17 protein-coding genes are annotated in these 20,269 nt (G+C 69.9%); 5 read left to right on the forward strand and 12 right to left on the reverse strand.

What is annotated here, in order from left to right; all coding sequences use genetic code 11:
- Positions 1-23: 23 nt before the first annotated feature.
- Positions 24-1,385 carry an FAD/NAD(P)-binding protein gene (locus tag ACFOJE_RS11900; protein WP_377814570.1) on the reverse strand — a complete coding sequence of 454 codons (1,362 nt, stop codon included), beginning with the start codon at positions 1,383-1,385 and terminating at the stop codon, positions 24-26.
- 252 nt (positions 1,386-1,637) lie between these two features.
- Here ACFOJE_RS11900 and ACFOJE_RS11905 point away from each other — a divergent pair, with 252 nt between their 5' ends.
- Positions 1,638-2,252, forward strand: coding sequence for a LysE family transporter (locus ACFOJE_RS11905; protein WP_377814571.1), 615 nt, complete (start codon positions 1,638-1,640; stop codon positions 2,250-2,252).
- On the opposite strand, the gene ACFOJE_RS11910 is transcribed toward ACFOJE_RS11905, so the two are convergent.
- The 4 genes from ACFOJE_RS11910 to ACFOJE_RS11925 all read right to left on the reverse strand — a co-directional run bounded on the left by ACFOJE_RS11910 (position 2,249) and on the right by ACFOJE_RS11925 (position 7,259).
- A complete protein-coding gene (locus tag ACFOJE_RS11910; RefSeq protein WP_377814572.1) occupies positions 2,249-3,127 on the reverse strand; it encodes an FkbM family methyltransferase in 879 nt (292 codons plus the stop codon). The two genes, ACFOJE_RS11905 and ACFOJE_RS11910, sit on opposite strands and share 4 nt — an antisense overlap.
- A 149-nt stretch (positions 3,128-3,276) precedes the next feature.
- The gene (locus ACFOJE_RS11915) at positions 3,277-4,566 is read right to left on the reverse strand and encodes an MFS transporter (protein ID WP_377814573.1); all 1,290 of its coding nucleotides are present in this window, start codon (positions 4,564-4,566) and stop codon (positions 3,277-3,279) included.
- 161 nt (positions 4,567-4,727) lie between these two features.
- Positions 4,728-5,969, reverse strand: coding sequence for an SfnB family sulfur acquisition oxidoreductase (locus ACFOJE_RS11920; protein ID WP_377814574.1), 1,242 nt, complete (start codon positions 5,967-5,969; stop codon positions 4,728-4,730).
- A 48-nt stretch (positions 5,970-6,017) separates the two neighbouring features.
- Positions 6,018-7,259 carry an acyl-CoA dehydrogenase family protein gene (locus ACFOJE_RS11925; RefSeq protein WP_377814575.1) on the reverse strand — a complete coding sequence of 414 codons (1,242 nt, stop codon included), beginning with the start codon at positions 7,257-7,259 and terminating at the stop codon, positions 6,018-6,020.
- Positions 7,260-7,676: 417 nt separating this feature from the next.
- Here ACFOJE_RS11925 and sfnG point away from each other — a divergent pair, with 417 nt between their 5' ends.
- The gene (gene sfnG, locus ACFOJE_RS11930) at positions 7,677-8,759 is read left to right on the forward strand and encodes a dimethylsulfone monooxygenase SfnG (protein WP_377814576.1); all 1,083 of its coding nucleotides are present in this window, start codon (positions 7,677-7,679) and stop codon (positions 8,757-8,759) included.
- A 112-nt stretch (positions 8,760-8,871) separates the two neighbouring features.
- On the opposite strand, the gene ACFOJE_RS11935 is transcribed toward sfnG, so the two are convergent.
- Complete coding sequence (locus tag ACFOJE_RS11935) at positions 8,872-10,059, reverse strand: acyl-CoA dehydrogenase family protein (protein ID WP_377814577.1); 1,188 nt, start codon at positions 10,057-10,059, stop codon at positions 8,872-8,874.
- 35 nt (positions 10,060-10,094) lie between these two features.
- Positions 10,095-10,658 carry an FMN reductase gene (msuE, locus tag ACFOJE_RS11940; protein ID WP_377814578.1) on the reverse strand — a complete coding sequence of 188 codons (564 nt, stop codon included), beginning with the start codon at positions 10,656-10,658 and terminating at the stop codon, positions 10,095-10,097.
- A gap of 560 nt (positions 10,659-11,218) precedes the next feature.
- Between msuE and ssuD the strand changes: the two genes are divergently transcribed.
- Together ssuD and ACFOJE_RS11950 are read left to right on the forward strand one after the other, a co-directional pair.
- Positions 11,219-12,367 carry an FMNH2-dependent alkanesulfonate monooxygenase gene (gene ssuD / locus ACFOJE_RS11945; protein ID WP_377814579.1) on the forward strand — a complete coding sequence of 383 codons (1,149 nt, stop codon included), beginning with the start codon at positions 11,219-11,221 and terminating at the stop codon, positions 12,365-12,367.
- Positions 12,364-13,212, forward strand: a complete 849-nt coding sequence (locus ACFOJE_RS11950; RefSeq protein ID WP_377814580.1) for an amidohydrolase family protein — start codon at positions 12,364-12,366, stop codon at positions 13,210-13,212. Before ssuD ends, ACFOJE_RS11950 begins: the two co-directional genes overlap by 4 nt.
- Positions 13,213-13,284: 72 nt before the next feature.
- On the opposite strand, the gene ACFOJE_RS11955 is transcribed toward ACFOJE_RS11950, so the two are convergent.
- The 5 genes from ACFOJE_RS11955 to ccoG form a co-directional block, all read right to left on the reverse strand.
- Positions 13,285-13,878: a nitroreductase family protein gene (locus ACFOJE_RS11955; RefSeq protein ID WP_377814581.1), complete on the reverse strand. Its 594-nt coding sequence runs from the start codon at positions 13,876-13,878 to the stop codon at positions 13,285-13,287.
- Between the two features lie 194 nt (positions 13,879-14,072).
- On the reverse strand, positions 14,073-14,306 hold the full coding sequence (locus ACFOJE_RS11960; RefSeq protein WP_377814582.1) for a cbb3-type cytochrome oxidase subunit 3: 234 nt from the start codon (positions 14,304-14,306) through the stop codon (positions 14,073-14,075).
- Between the two features lie 45 nt (positions 14,307-14,351).
- Positions 14,352-15,779, reverse strand: a complete 1,428-nt coding sequence (ccoN, locus tag ACFOJE_RS11965) for a cytochrome-c oxidase, cbb3-type subunit I (RefSeq protein WP_377814583.1) — start codon at positions 15,777-15,779, stop codon at positions 14,352-14,354.
- A 119-nt stretch (positions 15,780-15,898) separates the two neighbouring features.
- Entirely contained in the window at positions 15,899-17,308 is a 1,410-nt protein-coding gene (mapR, locus tag ACFOJE_RS11970) for a GntR family transcriptional regulator MpaR (RefSeq protein ID WP_377814697.1), read from the reverse strand.
- Between the two features lie 132 nt (positions 17,309-17,440).
- Complete coding sequence (gene ccoG / locus ACFOJE_RS11975; RefSeq protein WP_377814584.1) at positions 17,441-18,853, reverse strand: cytochrome c oxidase accessory protein CcoG; 1,413 nt, start codon at positions 18,851-18,853, stop codon at positions 17,441-17,443.
- Between the two features lie 460 nt (positions 18,854-19,313).
- On the opposite strand from ccoG, the gene yddG reads away from it, so the two are divergent.
- Positions 19,314-20,231: an aromatic amino acid DMT transporter YddG gene (gene yddG / locus ACFOJE_RS11980; RefSeq protein WP_377814585.1), complete on the forward strand. Its 918-nt coding sequence runs from the start codon at positions 19,314-19,316 to the stop codon at positions 20,229-20,231.
- Positions 20,232-20,269 lie beyond the last annotated feature (38 nt).

Genomic DNA, 20,269 nt, shown 5'->3' on the forward strand with positions numbered 1-20,269 from the left:
AGAAGCTTTCCCTGCCATTTCTTTCAATCCTCCAACAACACCTTCGCCAGCCTCTCCGCATGCTGGCGCAGTTCCGGCACCGCCGTGCTTTCCCAGTGGCTCGCCCGCAGCATGGGGCTGAGCAGGAACAGTCTGGAGTGCGCCCGGCCCTGGTCGTCGAGCAGGCGGAAGTCGTCGGTGAGCAGGCCGAGGCGGTTGGCGTCCTGCTGGATCTGGCCGCGGTCGAGGAGGGTGGCGAGCAGCGGTTCGCCGACGCGGCGCAGGTCGGAGCAGGGGCCGGTGCAGTTGATCAGGTAGTCGAAGGTGCTGTGTTGGACATCGCTCCCGCCGCGCGGGCGGATGCCGACGGTGAGGCCGGCGTCTTCGCGGCGAGCGCCCACCGCCCGGCCGGCCTGGATCTGCAGCTGGCCGCTGCGGATCAGGCCCTGGATGCGTTCGGCCACCGGCGGGGCGGCGCGGTGGCGGTGGACGTCCCAGTAGGGCTGCAGGTGCTGCAGGAAGCGCCGGCGTTCGTCGTCGTCGAGGTTGTGCCAGAGCGCCGGGGTGATCGGGCGCAGGGCGGCCATGGCGTCGCGCCAGTCGTGCCCCTGGCCGGCGGCGTCGCGGACGAAGGCGCGGATCGCCGCTAGCAGCTCGCCCAGGTGCCGGGGCCGGAGCAGCGTTTCCGGTAGCGGCGGCAGGTCCGGATGGCGGCTGTTGTGCCGGTGGGCGTGGGGCAGCAGCGCGCGCCGCGAGAGCGCTAGCAGCGGGCCCTGGTGGCCGCGGTCCTGCAGAGCCAGGGCCATGTCGTACATGGTCAGGCCGGTGCCGAGCAGCAGCACGCGGGCCGTGGCGGGGATGGCCTCCAGAGCGCCTTCCCGCCAGGGATCGCGGATGTAGCGCGGGTCGGCGTCCAGAGCGCCCAGGCCGGCCGGGGTGGTCGGGGCGAAGTTGCCGGTGGCGATCACGGTGCGGTCGGCTCCCAGCCGCTCTCCATCGTCCAGCCGCAGCTGTTGGCCAGCGGCGTCTTCCCGGATGTCGAGCACCTGCCGCTGCAGGCTGGCGAAACCGACTTGCGCGGCCTTGCCGGCGATGGCCTGCCGCAGCCGTTCCTGCAGGTAGTCGCCGTAGAGGCTGCGCGGCAGGAAGTCGCCGCCGCTCGCCGTGGGCAGGCGCTGGCGGGCGAAATCGAGGAAGTCGCCGTCGCGGTCGGGGAACAGGCTCATGCGTTCGGCCGGCACGTTGAGTATGTGGCTGGCCGAGCGGGTGCCGTAGGCCAGGCCGCGGGCGAACTGGCCGGAGCGGTTGATCAGGGTGAGGCTCAGGGGTTTGCGTGCCTGGCGCAGCAGTTGGATGGCCAGGGCGGTGCCGCAGAATCCGCTGCCGATGATTGCGATGCGATCCATGGTGTCTCCATGCGGGTCGCCCGGCGGGGCGGGCGAGTTCGGTTCGGGGGCCCGGTCGGGCGCGCGTGGCGCCGAGTCGTAACGGGCCGGCCCTCCGTCTACAAGATCCGGGCCAGAGGATAACCGCTCGTCCCTCGACCCGGCGCAGGATCGCTTCGCACGAATTGTCGCAGGCGGGTGGCGGGGCGAGGGTACGGCCGCCGATCCGGCCCGTCGCCGGGTAGAATGGCCGGCTCACCGATGGGGGCTGTCATGCTTGGCGTTACCGACTACGGCGCGTTCGTTATCTCGTTCATCGTGCTTCTGGCGATTCCCGGCCCGGGGAACTTCGCCCTGCTCACCTCGACCAGCAAGGGCGGGATCAGGGGCGGCCTGGCCGCCACCCTGGGGGTGATCCTCGGCGATCAGGTGCTGCTGTGGCTGGCGGTGGCCGGGGTCGCGGCGCTGCTCGCCGCCTATCCCGCCGCGCTGCATACCCTGCAGTGGCTGGGGGCGGCCTACCTGGCTTGGCTGGGCGGGCGGATGCTGCTGGCCAAGCCGGGCAGCGCGCCGCCGCTGCAGATCCAGCCGCACCACTACCTGCGCCAGACCATGACGATCACCCTGCTCAATCCCAAGGCGATCATGTTCTACATGGCCTTCTTCCCGCTGTTCGTCGACCCGCTGCACCACCGCGGGCTGACCACCTTCGCCTTCATGGCCCTGACCATCGCGGTGCTGACCTTCCTCTACGGCGTTCTGGCGGTGACGCTCACCCACTGCCTGGCCTCGCGCCTGCGCGCCAACCCGGCGATCTCGCGCGGTCTGGAGCGGCTCGCCGGGCTGTGCCTGATCGGTTTCGGGGTGAAGCTGGCCGCCTCGCTCTAGCCGCGCCGGGCCGCCCGGGTCAGCGCCTGCGGCGGCAGGACGGAGAGCTTCTCCCGGGGCACCAGCAGGATGTTCTGGTAGGTGCGCGCCGGGTCGAAGCGGTAGAGCCTGGCCGCTTCCTCGCGGAAGGTGCGCACCAGCGAGCGTTGCAGCTTGCCCAAGGGGCCCTTGGGGTAGGCCTTGCGCGCGTAGTTGCTCTCGATGACGAAGACCCGGTAGTCCGGGAAGATGGTCGGCAGGCCGCCGCGTTCGGCGAAGGCGCGCAGGATGTCGGCCGACTTGTACTCCATCATCAGGATCGGGCGGAAGGCGGCGAGGATGCCGCGCAGACCGTCCAGCACCTTGGGCTCGTGGCTCTCCACGTCGATCTTGATGAAGTCGATCCGCTCGATGCCCGGATTGGCCTTCAGCCAGTCGTCGCCGCGGACCAGCTTGACCGTCTCGGCATGGGCCCTGGCGCTCGGTTTCTCCAGACTGGAGGTGCCGATGTTGCCGGTGTCGTCCACGTAGATCTCGGCCTTCGCCTCGCGGTCGGAAAGGCCGAGGTTGAAGCAGCGCACGTTGCCGACGCCGTTGCTGCGGACGTTGTTCTCCAGCAGCTCGAAGATCTCGCCGACCGGCTCGAAGGCGAAAACCCGGGCCGCCTTGAGCGAGAAGTACAGGCTGTGGTTGCCGATGTTGGCGCCGACGTCGAGCACCACCGCATCCGGAATCCGCTCCAGGATGCTGCCGAGCAGTTGCAGGGCGTTCTTCTCGTAGATGCCGGAAGACTTGATCTGCCGGGTGATGTGGTCGCCGCGGAAGGCTTTCAGGATATGGCCGCTCGAAGTCCTCACGACTTCCACGGGGCGCTGAGCGAGCAGGGCATGGGTCATGGGCTAGTCCTTTAGTCGATGATGGCGAATCGGCGTGAGCCGCGCGTCGCTCGGTCGAACCCGGGCCCTCCATGGCTCCTATCCGAACGCGACGTTCTATTGCAGAGAGTAGACCACGGCGGTGGCGGCATGTTGCCCCGCCAGCGACGTCATGCCGCGACACTTTCCCGCGCCTGCGCCGCGGCGGCTCCGGGCGCCGGCGAGGCGTCCTCGAAGCGGTCGACCCGGCGCAGGGTCTTGAAGCCCCACATCCAGCCGCCGACCACCCCCAGGGTGCAGAGGCTGCCGAGCACCGCCGCCGGCACCGCGCCGAGCCAGGCCGCGCTGCTGCCGGCGCGGAACTCGCCCAGCTCGTTGGAGGAGCCGATGAACAGCATGTTCACCGCGTTGACCCGGCCGCGCATGGCGTCCGGGGTGGAGAACTGGACCAGCGAGGAGCGGATGTACATGCTCACCATGTCGGCGCCGCCGGCCACCAGCAGGGCGGCGAAGGACAGCCAGAACAGGTCGGACAGGGCGAACACCAGGTTGGCCAGGCCGAACACGGCCACCGCGGCGAACATGGTCAGGCCGACGCGGCGGTCGAACGGCCTGAGGCTCAGGTAGAAGCCCACCGAGACCTCGCCGATGGCCATGGCGCTGCGCAGGGCGCCGAGGCCTGCCGGGCCGACCTTCAGCACTTCGTGGGCGTAGATCGGCAGCAGGGCGACCACGCCGCCGAGCAGCACGGCGAACAGGTCCAGGGAAATGGTGCCGAGGATGATCGGCCGTGAGCGCACGAAGCGGATGCCGGCGGTGAAGCGTCCCCAGGCCGAGCCTTCCGGCTTCTGCATCTGCTCCGCGTAGCGCACCGGCACGAAGGTCAGCAGCAGCACGCCGCCGACGAAGCAGACCAGGCACAGGGCGAAGGTCAGGCTGCCGCCGCCCAGGGCGTAGAGGCCGCCGCCGAGCAGCGGGCCGGAGATGGTGGCGCCGCGCATGATCATGCTGTTGGCGGCGATGGCCTGGGCCAGGCGCTCGCGCGGCACGATCTGCGGCAGCAGGCTCTGCAGGGTGGGGCCGGTGAAGGCGCGGGCGCAGCCGTAGAACACCAGCACCGCGTAGATGCCGTGGACCGCGCCGCCGCTCAGCGACAGCCAGAGCAGAGCCGCGCTGCACAGCGCCTGCAGCGTCCAGCTGGCGCGCAGGATGCGCTTGCGGTCGTAGCGGTCGATCAGGTCGCCGGCGGGCATCAACAACAGCAGCATGGGAATGAACTGGGCCAGGCCGACGTAGGCCAGCGACAGCGGATCGCGGGTCATGTCGTAGACCTGCCAGGCCACCACCACCGCCTGGATCTGCATGGCGAACACAGCCATCAGGCGGCTGGCGAGGAAGGGCAGGAAGCCCGGGTGGCGGTAGACGGAGGCGCTCGGGGCGGAGGGGGTGGCAGTGGGCACGGTGGAAGCCTGTCAGCGGGTTGGGGAAAACCGGACGGCGGCGCGGGAGGGGTTCCGGCGGCGACCGGGACGACGGCGGTTCGGGACAATCTACGGGAACGGACGAGGGGCGGGCAAACGCCCCGGCCGGGTCGGACGCCCAGCGCGGGGCGCGCGGCGGTTCAGATCCAGGGATGTCGCGGCGGCTTGATGCCGTTCAGGAAGTAGTTGCCGACGGCGTGGAACTTCCAGCGCACCGGGTCGTGCAGGGTGTGGGTGCGGGCGTTGCGCCAGTGGCGGTCGAGGTTGTACTCCTCCAGGGTGGAACGGGTGCCGACCAGCTCGAACAGCGTGTTGGCGGCCAGGATGGCGATCTCGGTGGTCAGCACCTTGGCCTCGGCCACGGCGATGGAGGCCTCGGCGACGCTGTCGGCGCCGGGCGCGTCGACGGCGACGGCGATCTTATCCGCGGCGAGGTCGAGCACGGCCTCGGCGGCGCGCAGGCGAATCTGCAGGTTGCCGACCTGTTGGATGCTGTACGGGTCCTGCCAGGCGTGCTCCTGGCCCGAGTCGAGCCAGGGCCGCGCATGGCTGCGGACCTGGGCGATGGTCTCGGCAATGGTGCCGCGGGCGATGCCGGCGTCGATGGCGGCCTGCAGGAACTGCGAGATCGGTCCGGCGGCGGTGGGGTTCTCGAAGGCGCGCCACACCGGCAGCATGTGCTCGGCGGGAACCCTGACGTTTTCCAGCAGCACGGTGCCGCTGGCGGTGGTGCGCTGGCCGAAGCTGGACCAGTCGTTGATCACCCGCAGGCCCTCGCTGGTCCGCGGGATGAAGGCCAGGTGCGGGCGCTTTTCGGCGTCCACCGCCACGGTCGGCACCCAGTGGGCGAGCAGGGCGCCGCTGGAATAGAACTTCTGACCGTTGACCCGGAAGCCGTCGCCGTCCGCCTCGATGCGCGTCTGGAACTCGGACACGGTGCGGCTGCCGCGTTCGGAGAAGGCGTTGCCGAAGCGCACGCCGTCGAGCACCAGGCCGAAGAAGAAACGCTTCTGCTCCTCCGTGCCGTCCAGGCGGAGGTGATCGACCACCGCCAGATGGTTCTGCGGCAGCTGGGCCAGCGACGGATCGGCGGCGGCGATGGTCTTCAGCACCTCGCCGAGGGTGCGGAAGCTGACCCCGGCGCCGCCGTAGGCCCTGGGCACGGTGATGCCCCACAGGCCGCTCTGCGAGAAGGCGTTCAGTTCGGCGATCGGCAGGCGGCGCTCGCGGTCGCGCTGGGCGGCCTCGCGGGCGAAGTCGGCGGCCAGGGCGCGGGCGATCTCGACGGCTTCGGCGTCGCTGCGGATGCGGTGGGCCGATTGCTGCGGCAGCGCCTGCAGGTACGGGTCGCCGGTATGGACGGCGGTTTGCGGTTCGCTCATGGGAATGTCCTCGGAATCGTGCGGGGGGATGGAGTGCGAGCGCCGGGCTCAGCCGGCGTTCGCCGGGCCGCTGCCGATCTGCCAGACGTAGGGCGGCTCGGTGCCGTTGATTTCCCAGTCGCCGACGATGCGTTCCTTGTAGATCAGCGGGTTGTGCGAGGCGGCGGTACGGGCGTTGCGCCAGTGGCGGTCGAGCTGCTTCTCGACGCTGGTGGCCGAGGCGCCGAGGGCGTTGAACAGGTCGCTGGTGGCGCGCAGGACCAGCTCGGCGATCGCCGCCTGGGCCTTGGCCGACTCCAGTTCGGCGGCGACGTTGGCCTCGTGCTCGGCGCTGCGGTCCTGGCCGAAGTGGCTCTCGTAGGCGCGCTGGGCCGCGCCGGCGGCGCGCAGCGCGGCGGCCTCGGCGGCGTAGACCTGCGCCGCGGCCTTGCCGATCACCTGCTGGATCTGCGGGTCCTGGCTGACCCGCGGGGCGTTGCCGGTGCTGAAGATGCGCGTGCGCCGGCGCACCTCGGCGGCGAAGTCGCGCAGCGCGGCGCGGCCGCTGCCGGCCAGCACGGCGAGCAGGACCAGTTGGTAGAGCGCGGTCTGGTAGCGGAAGCGGCTGGCGAAGTCGATGAGGTTCTCTTCCTCGACCGGCGCGTCGACGAACACCGAGGTGCCGCTGCCGGTGGTGCGCTGGCCGAAGCCGTCCCAGTCGTCGCGCCGCTGCACGCCCTGCAGGTGGGCGCTGACCGCGGCGATCACGTCGGCGCCGGTGTCGTCGCGGCGGGCGAACACGTCGATCCAGTCGGCGAAGATGCTGCCGGTGGTGTAGTACTTGGTGCCGTTGAGCAGCCACTGGCCGTCGCGGAAGGACACGCGGGTGCCGACCTCGCCGATCCGCACGTCGCCGATCTCGGTCCAGGCGTTGCCGACCAGCTCGCCGGCGACGAAGCGCTTGAGCCACTTGTCCTGCGGCGCCTCGGCCTGGGCGTTGAGGCGGTCCTCGACGAAGGCGAAGTGGCCGCGCAGCGCCTGCGGCACGTTGGAGTCGGCCTCGGCCAGTTCGATCAGCAGTTGCACCAGCTGCGGCAGCGAGGCGCCGGCGCCGCCGTGGGCGACCGGCACGCGCACGGCGCCGAAGCCGGCTTGCTTGAGCCATTCGATCGGCTCGAAGGGCAGGCTGCGGGTGCGCTCGCGCTCGACGGCGCCCTCGGCGATGCGGGCGAAGATCGGCCGGAAGCGCGCGGCCAGTCGTTCGTAGTCGGTACCGGTGGAGAGGGGCAGCGGATGTTGCTGGGCGGTCATGGGCAGGCTCCTGCGGACGGACAAGGCGGCGGTCGGCGACCGCGCATCGCCAGGGGGATCGCACAGCCCGTGCCAAGCCGCGCAGGCCAGGATCCGTGTGGGTTGCGCCGCGGCGGCGGGCTTCGGCCCTGTTCGCCGGCGGGCAACTTGTTGCCTGGCTGCTCCTGGGGCAACAGAAGGGCCGGCGGCGCGCGCCCTCGGCGGCCAAGGCTCACGCCGCGCCCGCTGTTGTTGCTCCGACAGCCATTCAGCAGTCTGCCCGGGCAGGGACAGCGGCGGCGTCGGCGATGGAAAGCCAACCCATTGATTCAGCGGGGTTTTAGGCGTGGCATGGATGGTGCTCCGGGACGTTCGATGGGTGCTGCGAGAGCGCCCGGCGATTCCTTCCGCCTCAGTCCACGACATGGAGAACCACCGATGAGTCAGACCCCGATCAAATTCGCCTACTGGGTGCCCAACGTCAGCGGCGGCCTGGTCGTCAGCCGGATCGAACAGCGCACCGGCTGGGACATCGACTACAACCGCCAGCTGGCGAGAATCGCCGAGCAGGCCGGCTTCGACTACGCCCTGTCGCAGATCCGCTTCACCGCCGGCTACGGCGCCGAATATCAGCACGAGTCGGTGGCGATCAGCCATGCGCTGCTGGCGGCCACCGAGAAGCTCAGGGTGATCGCCGCCATCCTGCCGGGGCCCTGGCATCCGGCGGTGCTGGCCAAGCAGATCGCCACCATCGACCACCTGACCGGCGGGCGGATCGCGGTGAACATCGTCTCCGGCTGGTTCCGCGGCGAGTTCCACGCCATCGGCGAGCCCTGGCTGGAGCACGACGAGCGCTATCGCCGCTCCGAGGAGTTCATCGAGGTGCTCAAGGGCATCTGGACCCAGGACGCCTTCAGCTACCGGGGCGACTTCTACCGCTTCCACGACTACAGCCTGAAGCCGCGGCCGCTGCAGCAGCCGCACCCGGAAATCTTCCAGGGCGGCAGCTCGCGGGCCGCCCGCGACATGGCGGCCCGGGTGTCCGACTGGTACTTCACCAACGGCAACACCCCGGAGGGCATCGAGGCCCAGGTCGACGACATCCGCGCCAAGGCGGCGGCCAACGGCCACTCGGTGAAGATCGGCGTCAACGCCTTCATCATCGCCCGCGACACCGAGGCGGAGGCGCGGGCGGTGCTGGACGAGATCATCGCCAAGGCCGACCCGGAAGCGGTCCGGGCCTTCGGCCACGAGGTGAAGAACGCCGGCGCGGCCAGCCCGGAAGGCGAGGGCAACTGGGCCAAATCCAGCTTCGAGGATCTGGTGCAGTACAACGACGGCTTCAAGACCAACCTGATCGGCACCCCGCAGCAGATCGCCGAACGCATCGTCGCGCTCAAGGCGCTGGGCGTGGACCTGATCCTCAGCGGCTTCCTGCACTTCCAGGAGGAGGTCGCCTACTTCGGCGAGAAGGTGCTGCCGCTGGTGCGCGAGCTGGAAGCCCGGCGCGCCGCGGCCTGAGGGGAACCGAAAGCCGGGCCGCCCGAGCGTTCCGGCTTTTGGGCGTCCGCCTAGGCGCGGATCTGCGATCGAGCGTTCTCCATCGCGGATGGATCCGCTCCTGCGGGGGCGGTCACGAATAGAAGGTGGGGGTGGGCAGCGCCTCGTTCAGCGCCCAGTCGCCGAGTTCCTGGAGCTTGTAGTCCAGCGGGTCGTGCAGGGTCTGGGTGCGCAGGTTGCGCCAGTAGCGGTCGAAGCGCAGCGCCGCGTGGGTGGCGCGGGCGCCGGTGACCTCGAACAGGCGGCTGGTCAGGTCCAGGCCGATGCGGCTGGCGGCGACCTTGGCGCTGGCGATGGACAGGGCCAGCTGGCCGCGCTCCCGCGGGCTGAGGTTGTGTTCCTTGCGCCAGGCCTCGTCGAGCTGGGCGTTGGCCCGCTCGGCGAGCAGGCGCACGCTTTCCAGGCCGACCCAGAATTCGCCGTAGTGACGCAGCACGTAGGGGTCTTCGCCGACGTGGCCGGCGCGGGAGCGGAACCAGGGGCGGCTTTCCTTGAGCGTGTACTGGCGGGCCTCGTCGAAGGCGCCTTCGGCGATGCCGAGGAACAGGTTGACGAAGGTCAGCTGGGCGATCAGCGGGCGCAGGCAGGCGAAGGGCGTGCTCAGCGGGCCCGGTTCCAGCAGCAGCTCGTTCTCCTCCACGCGCACCCGCTCGAAGGTGACGCTGCCGCTGTCGGTCTGGCGCTGGCCCATGTTGTCCCAGTCGCCGTGCAGGGTGATGCCGGTGCGCTTGCTGGGGATGGCGGCGATCAGCAGCTTGCCCCCGGCGGTCTCGTCGAGGGCCGAGGCGATCAGCATTTCCGAGTCGGCCGAGCCGGAGCAGAAGCTCTTGCGCCCGGAGAACTCGCGCCAGCCGTCGAACTTGCGGGAGAGGGTGCGGGTGTCCAGCGGGTTGAGGGCGTTGCCCCAGAACCAGTTCTTGTGGGCGGTCTGCTCGAACCACGGCTGCCACTGGTCCGGCCGGGCGAACAGGCGCACGGTGGCCAGCATCAGGTGCTGGAAGCCGAAGACGTGGGCGATGGAGCTGTCGACCCGGGCGAACTCGCGGACGATCTCCAGGGTTTCGCTCCAGCTGGCGCCGAGGCCGCCGTACTGCCGGGGGATGCTCAGGGCGAGCAGGCCGCTCCGGCGCAGGGCGTCGCGCTCGGCCTTCGGGGTGCCGCCGCGCAGGTCGCGCTCGGCGGCGGTTTCGGCGAACTCGGCCGCCAGCACGCGGGCGGTCTGCAGGGGCGGCAGCGCCCTGGATGAAGGGATTGCAGTCACTCGCTGCTCCTCGGGGTGGCGGTTAAGGGGCGTTCTCAGGCGATCTTGCGCGGCTGTCCGGCGCTGCCTCCGAGCAGCGGCACGGCGCGCTCGACGGCCAGACGGATGCGCGCCTTCAGCGGCTCGCTGGTGATCCGGTAGTCGCTGAAGTCGGCCTCGGAGGCGTAGACCCCCAGCGGCAGGGTGAAGGACTGGAAGAAGCTGAACAGCGGGCGCAGCTGGTGATCGATCACCAGCGCATGGCGCTCGCTGCCGCCGGTGGCGGCGAGCAGCACCGGGGTGTCGATCAGCGCGTCCTGGCCGATCAGGTCGAACAGGTGCTTGAACTGGCCGGGGTAGGAGCCGCGGTAGACCGGCGCGGCGACCACCAGCAGGTCGGCCGACTCGATGGCGCGCAGCTCGTGCTCGACGGTTTCCGGCAGCTCCTTGCGCGACAGGGCGCCGCCCAGCGGCCGGGCGATGTCGCCCAGCTCGACGATGCGGCTGTCGAGCGGCAGGTGGCGGCCGAGCTCGGCGACGATGGCCTCGGTCAGCACCAGGGTGCGCGAGGGACGGAAGGTGCTGCCGGTGACGGCGACGAGTTTCAGGGCGGTGCTCATGGGCTGTTCCTTTCGCGGGGGACTGTGGCTGCAACTGGCAAGAGCTGTGCCAGGGGGTTGCGGCCGGCGAACCGGGGGATTCGCGCCGTGCGGTGCCTGCCTCGCTGTTGCCCCGCGCACCGATCTGTTGAAGGACTGTTGCCGGACGGACAGCTGCGCCACTGTCGCCGGCGCAACAGCCGGCAGCGGCGGATTCCGGCGCGCCGGGCCGCTCCTCGGCAGGCGCGGCGGCGCGGGTGTTGGAAGGGCAACAGTTTGCGCCGCAACTGTTGGCGGGCGGACAGCGGCGCGAGGCGGTCGGCGGGATCGGTGCCGATCCGGGGCGGTCGCGGCTTCGTCCGAGTCGCCGACAAGTCCGCATGTTGCCTGACGTTGGCCACTTTTGCCGGCAGAAAGGCCGCGCTCCGGCACCCTGGCATATGCCTTGCTCCTGTCGTTCCATCAGAGCGCCGCAGAGCGTTCCCGCATCCGCCAGCAACGCCCGCTGTGCGCCATGCGATGACCCGGCCCTGAGCGGCGCTTGCCGAGGCCATCCCGACATTCATTCGAGGCATGTATCCATGAGCCTGGACATTTTCTGGTTCCTTCCCACTTCCGGCGATACCCGCTATCTCGGCAAGTCCTCCTCCGGCCGCCCGGCGACCAACGAGTACATGCGGCAGATCGCCGTGGCCGCCGAGAACCTCGGTTACGACGGCCTGCTGATCCCCACCGGCAGCAGCTGTCTGGACCCCTGGGTGACCGCCGCCAGCTTGGTGCCGGTGACCCAGCGCATCAAGCTGCTGGTGGCGCTGCGCACCTCCCTCGGCGGCCCCACCGCCTCGGCGCGCCAGGCGGCGACTCTGGACCAGGCCAGCAACGGCCGCCTGCTGCTGAACGTGGTGCCCGGCGGCGATCCGGTCGAGCTGGCCGCCGACGGCGTCTACCTGGCCCACGACGAACGCTACGAGGCGGCCGACGAGTACCTCACCGTCTGGCGCGGCATCCTGCGCGGCGAGACCGTGGATTTCGCCGGCAAGCACGTCAAGGTGGAAGGCGCGCAGAGCTTCTTCCCGCCGGTGCAGAAGCCCCATCCGCCGCTGTTCTTCGGCGGCTCCTCGCCGGCCGCCCACGAATTGGCGGCCAAGCACGTGGACGCCTACCTGACCTGGGGCGAGCCGCCGGCGGCGGTGGCCGAGAAGATCGCCGACGTCCGCGAACGGGCGAAGAAGTACGGCCGCACCGTGCGCTTCGGCGTGCGCCTGCACGTGATCGTGCGCGAGACCAACGAGGAGGCCTGGGCCGCCGCCGAGCGGCTGATCAGCCACCTGGACGACGAGACCATCGCCAAGACCCAGGCCAACTACGCGAAGATGGATTCCGTGGGCCAGCGGCGCATGGCCGAGCTGCACGGCGGCAACCGCGACAAGCTGGAGATCAGCCCCAACCTCTGGGCCGGGGTCGGCCTGGTGCGCGGCGGCGCCGGCACCGCGCTGGTCGGCGACCCGCAGACCGTGGCGGCGCGCCTGAAGGAATACGTCGACCTGGGCGTCGACCGCTTCGTCCTCTCCGGCTACCCGCACCTGGAGGAAGCCTACCGCTTCGCCGAGCTGGTGTTCCCGCTGCTGCCGGGCAAGAAGCCGGTGACCCTGAGCGATCAGGTCATCACCGGCAGCCCCTTCGACGGCCGAGCCGACCAGCAGAAGAAGACCGGCGGGGCCGCCGCATGAAGGTCATCGACATGCGCTGCCGGCCGGCGTACCTGCACGACTTCTTCGGCGCCACGCCGGGCAACGCCGCCCACGCGGCGGCGCGCTGGCTGAACCGGCGGGTCGGCACCCGCGGCGACGACGCCCACTTCGAGCGCTCGCTCACCCCGGAGGGCTTCCTCGCCGAGGTGCGCGACGCCGGGTTGAGCAAGGCCGTGGTGGTCGGCCGGCATACCCCTGGCCAGCACCTGCCCAACGATTTCATCCACGAGATCGTCAACGGCCACGACGAACTGCTCGGCATCGCCGGCATTGAGCCGGCGCTACAGGGCGTCGAGGGCGCCATCGCCGAGATCGAGCGCGCCGTCGACCGCCTGGGCCTGGCCGGCATCGACCTGGAGCCGGGCTTCGGCGAGCCCGCCCGACACCCGGACGATCCGCTGTACTGGCCGGTCTACGAGCACTTGGCGGCGCGCGGCATCCCGCTGTTTTTGATGAGCGGGCCGACCACCCCGGACCCGGCGTTCAACGATCCCGGCCGGCTGGCGAAGATCGCCCGCGCCTTCCCGAACCTGCGGATCGTCTGCTACCACGGCTACTGGCCGAACGTGGACCAGCTGCTCGGCGTGGCCTTCCGCTACGAGAACATCCTCGCCGTGCCGGACATGTACCTGTTCCTGCCGGGCAGCGCGGCGTTCGTCCAGGCGGCCAACGGCTTCCTCGGCGAGCAGCTGCTGTTCGGCTCGTCCTACCCGTTCCGGCCGATCCGCCAGTCCATCGACGACTTCCTCGCCCTCGGCTTCAGGGAAAGCGTGCTGGACAAGCTGCTCTACGGCAACGCCGCCCGGCTGTTCGGGCTCGACTGAAAACTCCGACACCTGCGCAAAAAAGAGGCCGAAGACGGCGAGCGTCTTCGGCCTCGGCGTTTCCGGGGGCGGTTACGCGCGGAAGTCGCCCGCCAGGGCGATGGCCTGCAGTTCCTGACGCGGGCTCGGGGTTTCCCGGGCCTGCAGCGACTCGGGCAGGCTGGCCTTGTCGCCGAGCCGGCCGACCGCGACCATCGCATGGATGGCGTGGTCGGCCGGGATCTTCAGGGTCTCGCGGGTGCGTTCGTGGTCGAAGCCGGCCATGGCGTGGGTGCGCCAGCCGGCGAGGTGGGCCTGCAGGGCGAAGAAGCCCCAGGCCGCGCCGGTGTCGAAGCCGTGCGTCGGCGCCGGCTGCTCCTCGGTCTTGCCCGGTGCGGCGAAGGTGGTCTTCGAGGCGATCACCAGCAGCGCCGAGGCGTGCTGCGCCCAGCCGCGGTTGAATTCGTTGAGCAGCTCCAGATAGCGCGGCCAGTCGGCGCCGTCGCGCAGGGCGTAGAGGAAGCGCCAGGGCTGCGAGTTGTAGGCCGAGGGCGCCCAGCGCGCGGCCTCGATGAAGCCGAGCAGGGTGCTCTCGGCGATGCTCTCGCCGGTGAAGGCACGGGGCGACCAGCGCTCGATGAACTGCTCGGCGATGGGGTAGGTCGGGACGCGGGGATTGGCGCTCATGTCTTCTCCTGACAGGGGGCCCGAAGGCGGATGGCGTTAGAGGAGAAGGAGCGTTGCACAGGCCGTGCCCGAGGGCAAAGCCCGCGTCGCTGCGGGAGGCGCGCGCCGGGACGGGGTGCTCGCTGTGCGGCCGCGGGCAGTCTGTCGTTCGACTGTCGCCGGAGCAACAGCCGAAGCGGCATTCGGGGTCCGCCTCAGGCGGTGAAGTCGCGCCAGTCCTCGCAGCGGCCGGGGCAGGTTCCCGGGCAGGCGCAGCCGGTGCGGCTCCTGCCGGTCTCCGCCTCCATGCGCCGGGCGACCTCCGGGTCGTCGGCGAAGGGCAGCATGCTGGCCTCGTCCAGGCTGCGCTGGCTCTTGCCCGAGAGACAGAACTGCACCGCGGCGATGAACAGGGTCGCGCAGCCCAGCAGCCAGAGTTCTTGCGGCATGTCGATTCTCCGAGAAAGGCCCGGCGTAGGGCCGGGCCCAGACTATCACGCGGCGGACGTCCGGAGCCCGGCCGGGGCTGTGGCGGGATGGCGCACGGTGCGCCAGGTGTTGTAGGCCATCAGCAGCATGCCGACGAGGAAGAAGGCACCGCCGACCGCGCGGACGATGTAGCCGGGGTGGCTGGCTTCCAGGGCCTCGACGAAGGAGTAGGTCAGGGTGCCGTCCTCGTTGGTCGCGCGCCACATCAGGCCCTGGGTGATGCCGTTGACCCACATGGAGGCGATGTACAGCACGGTGCCGATGGTGGCCAGCCAGAAGTGGGCGTGGATCAGGCCGATGCTGTGCATCCGCTCGCGGCCGTAGACCTTGGGAATCAGGTGGTACAGGGAGCCGAAGGTGATCATCGCCACCCAGCCCAGCGCCCCGGCGTGCACATGGCCGATGGTCCAGTCGGTGTAGTGGGAGAGGGCGTTGACGGTCTTGATCGCCATCATCGGGCCTTCGAAGGTGGACATGCCGTAGAAGGCCAGCGACACCACCAGGAAGCGCAGGATCGGGTCGTCGCGCAGCTTATGCCAGGCGCCGGAGAGGGTCATCATGCCGTTGATCATGCCGCCCCAGCTCGGCGCCAGGAGGATGATCGACATCACCATGCCGAGGGTCTGCGCCCAGTCGGGCAGGGCGGTGTAGTGCAGGTGGTGCGGGCCGGCCCAGATGTAGAGGGTGATCAGCGCCCAGAAGTGGACGATGGACAGGCGGTAGGAATAGACCGGGCGGTCCACCTGCTTGGGCACGAAGTAGTACATCATGCCGAGGAAGCCGGTGGTCAGGAAGAAGCCCACAGCGTTGTGGCCGTACCACCACTGCACCATGGCGTCGGTCGCGCCGCTGTACACCGGGTAGGACTTGAACCAGTCCACCGGGATCGCCAGGTGGTTGACGATGTGCAGCATGGCGATCACCAGGATGAAGGCGCCGAAGAACCAGTTGCCGACGTAGATGTGCCGGCTCCGGCGGCGCATCACCGTGCCGAAGAACACCACGGCGTAGGCGATCCAGACGATGCCCATGAGCACCGCGCCGCTGAACTCGATCTCGGCGTATTCCTTGGTGGTGGTGAGGCCCAGCGGCAGAGTGACCAGCATGATCGCCACCACGGCCTGCCAGCCCCAGAAGGTGAAGCCGGCCAGGGCATCGGAAAACAGCCGCGCCTGGCAGGTGCGCTGTACTGCGTAATAGCTGGCGGCGAACTGCGCGCTGCCGGCGAAGCCGAAGATCACCAGGCTGGTATGCAGCGGGCGCAGGCGGCCGAAGCCGGTCCAGGGCAGCTCCAGATTGAGGGCGGGCCAGACCAGCTGCGAGGCGATGAACACCCCCATGGCCATGCCGATGACGCCCCAGACCACGGTCATCACGGCGAACTGGCGGACGACCCGGTAGTTGTACGGCGGATCGGAAATCGTTGTGCTCATGTCGACACCTTTCTACGGAAGAGCCCCGCGGCCCGGAGCGGCGCAGGGCGTTGCGGTGGGCCTACTGTAGAAAGCGTGCCGGGAACGAAACAGACTCAGATCGGCGCGTTCCGACCGTATCAGAACGAGCCGATGATGCGTCCGAGCACTTCCATCGCCCGCTCGCTCGCCGCGTCCCAGGGATGGCCGTGGTTCAGCCGCGCGCAGTTGCCGAAGCGCCGGGTGGCGGAGAAGATCGGCCCCGGCGCCAGGCTGATGCCCTGGGCCAGGGCGAGGCGGAACAGCTTGAGCGAGTCCACCTGTTCGGGGAACTCGAACCAGAGGAAGTAGCCGCCGCTCGGCCGGGTGACCCGGGTCTCGGCCGGGAAGTGCCGCGCCGCCGAGGCCAGCATCGACGCCTGCTGGCTCTCCAGGGCATGGCGCAGCCTGCGCAGGTGGCGGTCGTAGCCGCCGTGCTGCAGGTAGTCGGCCAGCGCCGCCTGCGCCGGCACCGAGGGCGAGATGGTGGTCATCAGCTTGAGCCGGCGGATCTGCTCGGCGTAGCGCCCGCCGGCCACCCAGCCGACTCGGTAGCCCGGCGCCAGGCACTTGGAGAAGGAGCCGCAGTGCATCACCAGCCCTTCGCGGTCGAAGCTCTTCACCGGCCAGGGCGGCTGCGTGCCGAAGTACAGTTCGGCGTAGACGTCGTCCTCGATCAGCGGCACCTGGTGGCGCTGCAGCAGCTCGTAGAGGGCGCGTTTCTTCTCCTCGCGCATGCTCGCCCCGAGCGGGTTCTGCAGGCTGCTCATGAACCAGCAGGCCTTGATCGGCAGGCGCTGCAGGCTCTCGGCGAGGCTGGCGAGGTCGATGCCCTCGCGCGGGTGCACGGGGATCTCCACCGCCTTCAGCTCCAGCCGCTCCAGCACCTGCAGGGTGGCGTAGAAGGCCGGCGCCTCGATGGCCACCAGGTCGCCCGGCCGGGTCACGCACTGCAGGCAGAGGTTGAGCGCCTCCATGGCGCCGTTGGTGACGATCAGCTCGTCGAGCGGCAGCATCACCCCGCCGACCATGTAGCGCAGGGCGATCTGCCGGCGCAGGTCGGCGTTGCCCTCGGTCATGTCGGCGATCACCGCCCCGGGCGACAGCTCGCGCACGGCGCGGGCCATGGAGCGGGCCAGGCGCGCTAGGGGGAACAGGTCGGGGCTGGGGAAGGCCGAGCCGAAGGGCACGGTGCCCGGGTCCTTGAGCGAGCCGAGCACGGAGAACACCAGCTCGCTGACGTCCACCTCGCTGGTCTGCGCCTGCTGCGCGCTGATGCCGGGCTCGGGCAGCGGGCGCCGGGCCTGCTCGCGGACGAAGTAGCCCGAACGGGCCCGCGCCAGGATCAGCCCGCGACTCTCCAGCAGGTAGTAGGCCTGGAACACGGTGGACGGGCTGACCCCGTAGGTGCTGCTGGCGTGGCGCACCGAGGGGACCTTCTGCCCGGGGGCGAGCACTCCGGTGCGGATCAGCTCGGCGATCTCGTCGGCGAACTTCTCGTAGAGCTTCATCTTGTCCGGGTTCACCGCCGCCGTTTCCGCGGCCGGGGCGTGTGGCGGGTTGCTGCGGTTCATGGGCCTGGCTCCGAAAGTGCGGCAACTGTAACTGTGCGGGCGCGTGGGGCGGGCCCCGCGGCCATCGGCTCAGCGCTCGAGCGGCGCGACGAAGGTGCTGCGGGCGCTGACCGTCACCTCGGGATCGTCCAGATCGGCCACCGCGAAGTCCAGCGGCGTGGCGCTCTGCTGCGCGCGTCCCTCGCTCAGCGCCACGCTCACCGGCACGTCGAGCACCTCGCCCGGGGCCAGGCGCAGTTCGCTTGCGCCCTGCAGCACGAAGGGGCCGGGCTCGGCCAGCGAGATGGCGTAGCGGTGCGGCTGCTGGGTCTTGTTGATCACCTTCAGGCGGTAGATGTTCTCGATCTGTCCGGCGCCGTTCTCGCGGTACAGGCCGCGGTCGCGGGTGACGTCCAGCGACACCAGCGGACGCGCCGCCAGGGCCCAGACGAAGGCGCCGATCATCAGCAGTAGCGCGCTCGCGTAGCCGACCAGGCGCGGGCGCAGCCAGCGGGTCCGGCCGCCGGCCAGCTCGCGCTCCGAGCCATAGCGTACCAGGCCGCGGGCGTAGCCCATCTTGTCCATCACCCCGTCGCAGGCGTCGACGCAGGCGCCGCAGCCGATGCACAGCAGCTGCAGGCCGTCGCGGATGTCGATGCCGGTGGGGCAGACCTGCACGCACAGGGTGCAGTCGATGCAGTCGCCGAGGCCCCCGGCCTTCGGTTCCGTATCCTTCCGGCGCGGGCCGCGCCGTTCGCCGCGGGCGGCATCGTAAGAGACGATCAGGGTGTCGGGGTCGAACATCACGCTCTGGAAGCGCGAGTAGGGGCACATGTCGCGGCACACCTTCTCGCGCAGCCAGCCGGCGTTGGCGTAGGTGGCGGCGCCAAAGAAGAACAGCCAGAAGGCGGTGGTGGAATCCAGCTGCAGGGTGAACAGGTCGTGCACCAGGGCGCGGACCGGCGTGAAGTAGCCGACGAAGGCGATCGCCGTGGCCAGGCTCATGGCCAGCCAGAGGCCGTGCTTGGCGCCGCGGCGGGCCAGCTTGGCGGCCGACCAGGGCGCCGCGTCGAGCTTCAGGCGCTGATTGCGGTCGCCCTCGGCGACCTTCTCGGCCCACATGAACGCCCAGGTCCACACGCTCTGCGGGCAGGCGTAGCCGCACCAGACCCGTCCGGCCGCCACGGTGATGGCGAACAGGCCGAAGGCGCAGATGATCAGCAGCGCCGAGAGCAGGATGAAATCCTGCGGCCAGAAGGTGGCGCCGAAGATGTAGAACTGGCGCCCGCCCAGATCCCAGAGCACCGCCTGGCGGCCGTTCCAGTTCAGCCAGGCGGTACCGAAGAACAGCAGGAACAGCAGGCCGGCGCCGTACAGGCGCAGGCTGCGGTAGCGGCCGGTGAAGCTGCGGGTGTGAATGACGCCGCCCGCCGCTGCGGGTGTCCGGCGCGTCGGCCGCGGTTCGACCGTCTCGACGATCTGCGCGGGAATGCGTTCGCTCATGGGATGGCTCCATCGGGCCTACAAAAGATGCGGGCATGATCGACGCCGGGCTGAGCGGGAAACAGACTCAGATCTATGCGAAAAAAGCGGATCAGATGGCGGGCGGCGTGTTTCGGGGCGGCGCCGTGGCTAGGTATAGTCGTGGCCTGACCCCGCCGACTTCAGGAGCCCCCGCGATGGGCCCCATCCTTCTCGCCGATGCCCGCAACCCAGAATTGCGCGCCGCGCTGCACGCTCTGCGCAGCGACCTCGAACTGATCGACGCGGACTCCGTGGCGCAGGCCGTGCGCCGCTGCGTGGGGAGGTCGACTTCGCCAGCGCCTACTGAGCGGCGGCGTATCGCGGCGGCGCGGACAGGTCCGGCGACGATGGGCGTGGCCTGCGTTCGTCGTCGGAAGCCATCGACCGGGGGCGTGATGGCCCCCTTACCTAATCGAATGCAGGATTCAAGCAGGGCAGCATGCAAGGCAGTAATGGAAAGGCGACGCTCATCGGGCTGATTGCCGTTTTGTTGTGGAGCTCGATCGTCGGGCTGGTTCGCGGCGTCAGCGAAAGTCTCGGGGCGACCGGCGGAGCCGCCATGATCTATACCGTGGCATCGGTCCTGCTCCTGCTCACGGTCGGCTTGCCGAGAGTCCGCGAGATTCCTCGGCGCTATCTCTTCTGGGGCAGCCTCCTGTTCGTCTCGTATGAGTCATGCCTTGTCCTGGCAATCGGTCATGCCCACAGCAGCCGGCAAGCCATCGAGGTCGGCATGGTCAACTATCTGTGGCCCGCCTTCACCATCCTGTCCGCGACGGTGTTCAACAAGCAGAGCGCCAACCTGCTGATCGTCCCCGGTTTCGCCTTGGCCATGCTCGGGGTCTGCTGGATTCTCGGCGGAGAGCAGGGGCCGGACCTCTCCGGGATGATCGCCAATATCCAGGACAATCCCCACAGTTACGGGCTGGCCTTCGCCGGCGCGATGATCTGGGCGGCCTATTGCACCGTGACCACGCGAATCGCCGGCGGCAAGAATGGCGTCACGCTGTTCTTCATGCTGACGGCCTTGGCGCTGTGGGCCCGATACCTGGCCGCGGGCGGGGATACCCTGGACTTGAGCTTCCCGGCGCTGGTCGACCTTGCCCTGGCCGCCGCCGCGATGGGCTTCGGCTATGCGGCCTGGAATGTCGGCATCTTGCACGGGAATGTCACGCTCCTGGCCGGCGCCTCGTATTTCACGCCGGTCTGTTCCGCGGCGCTGGCCGCCATGCTGTTGCGTACCCCGCTGTCGCTGTCGTTCTGGCAGGGTGCATCCATGGTCTGCGCCGGGTCGATCCTCTGCTGGCTGGCAACGCGCGGGCAGGCGCCGCGGGGCGCTCGCCGCCGCCAGGCCTAGGGCGCGCGTCCTGCCGCCGGGCCGATCTGATCCGCTGT

The organism is Azotobacter bryophylli, from assembly GCF_042643485.1.
GTDB lineage: Bacteria > Pseudomonadota > Gammaproteobacteria > Pseudomonadales > Pseudomonadaceae > Azotobacter > Azotobacter bryophylli.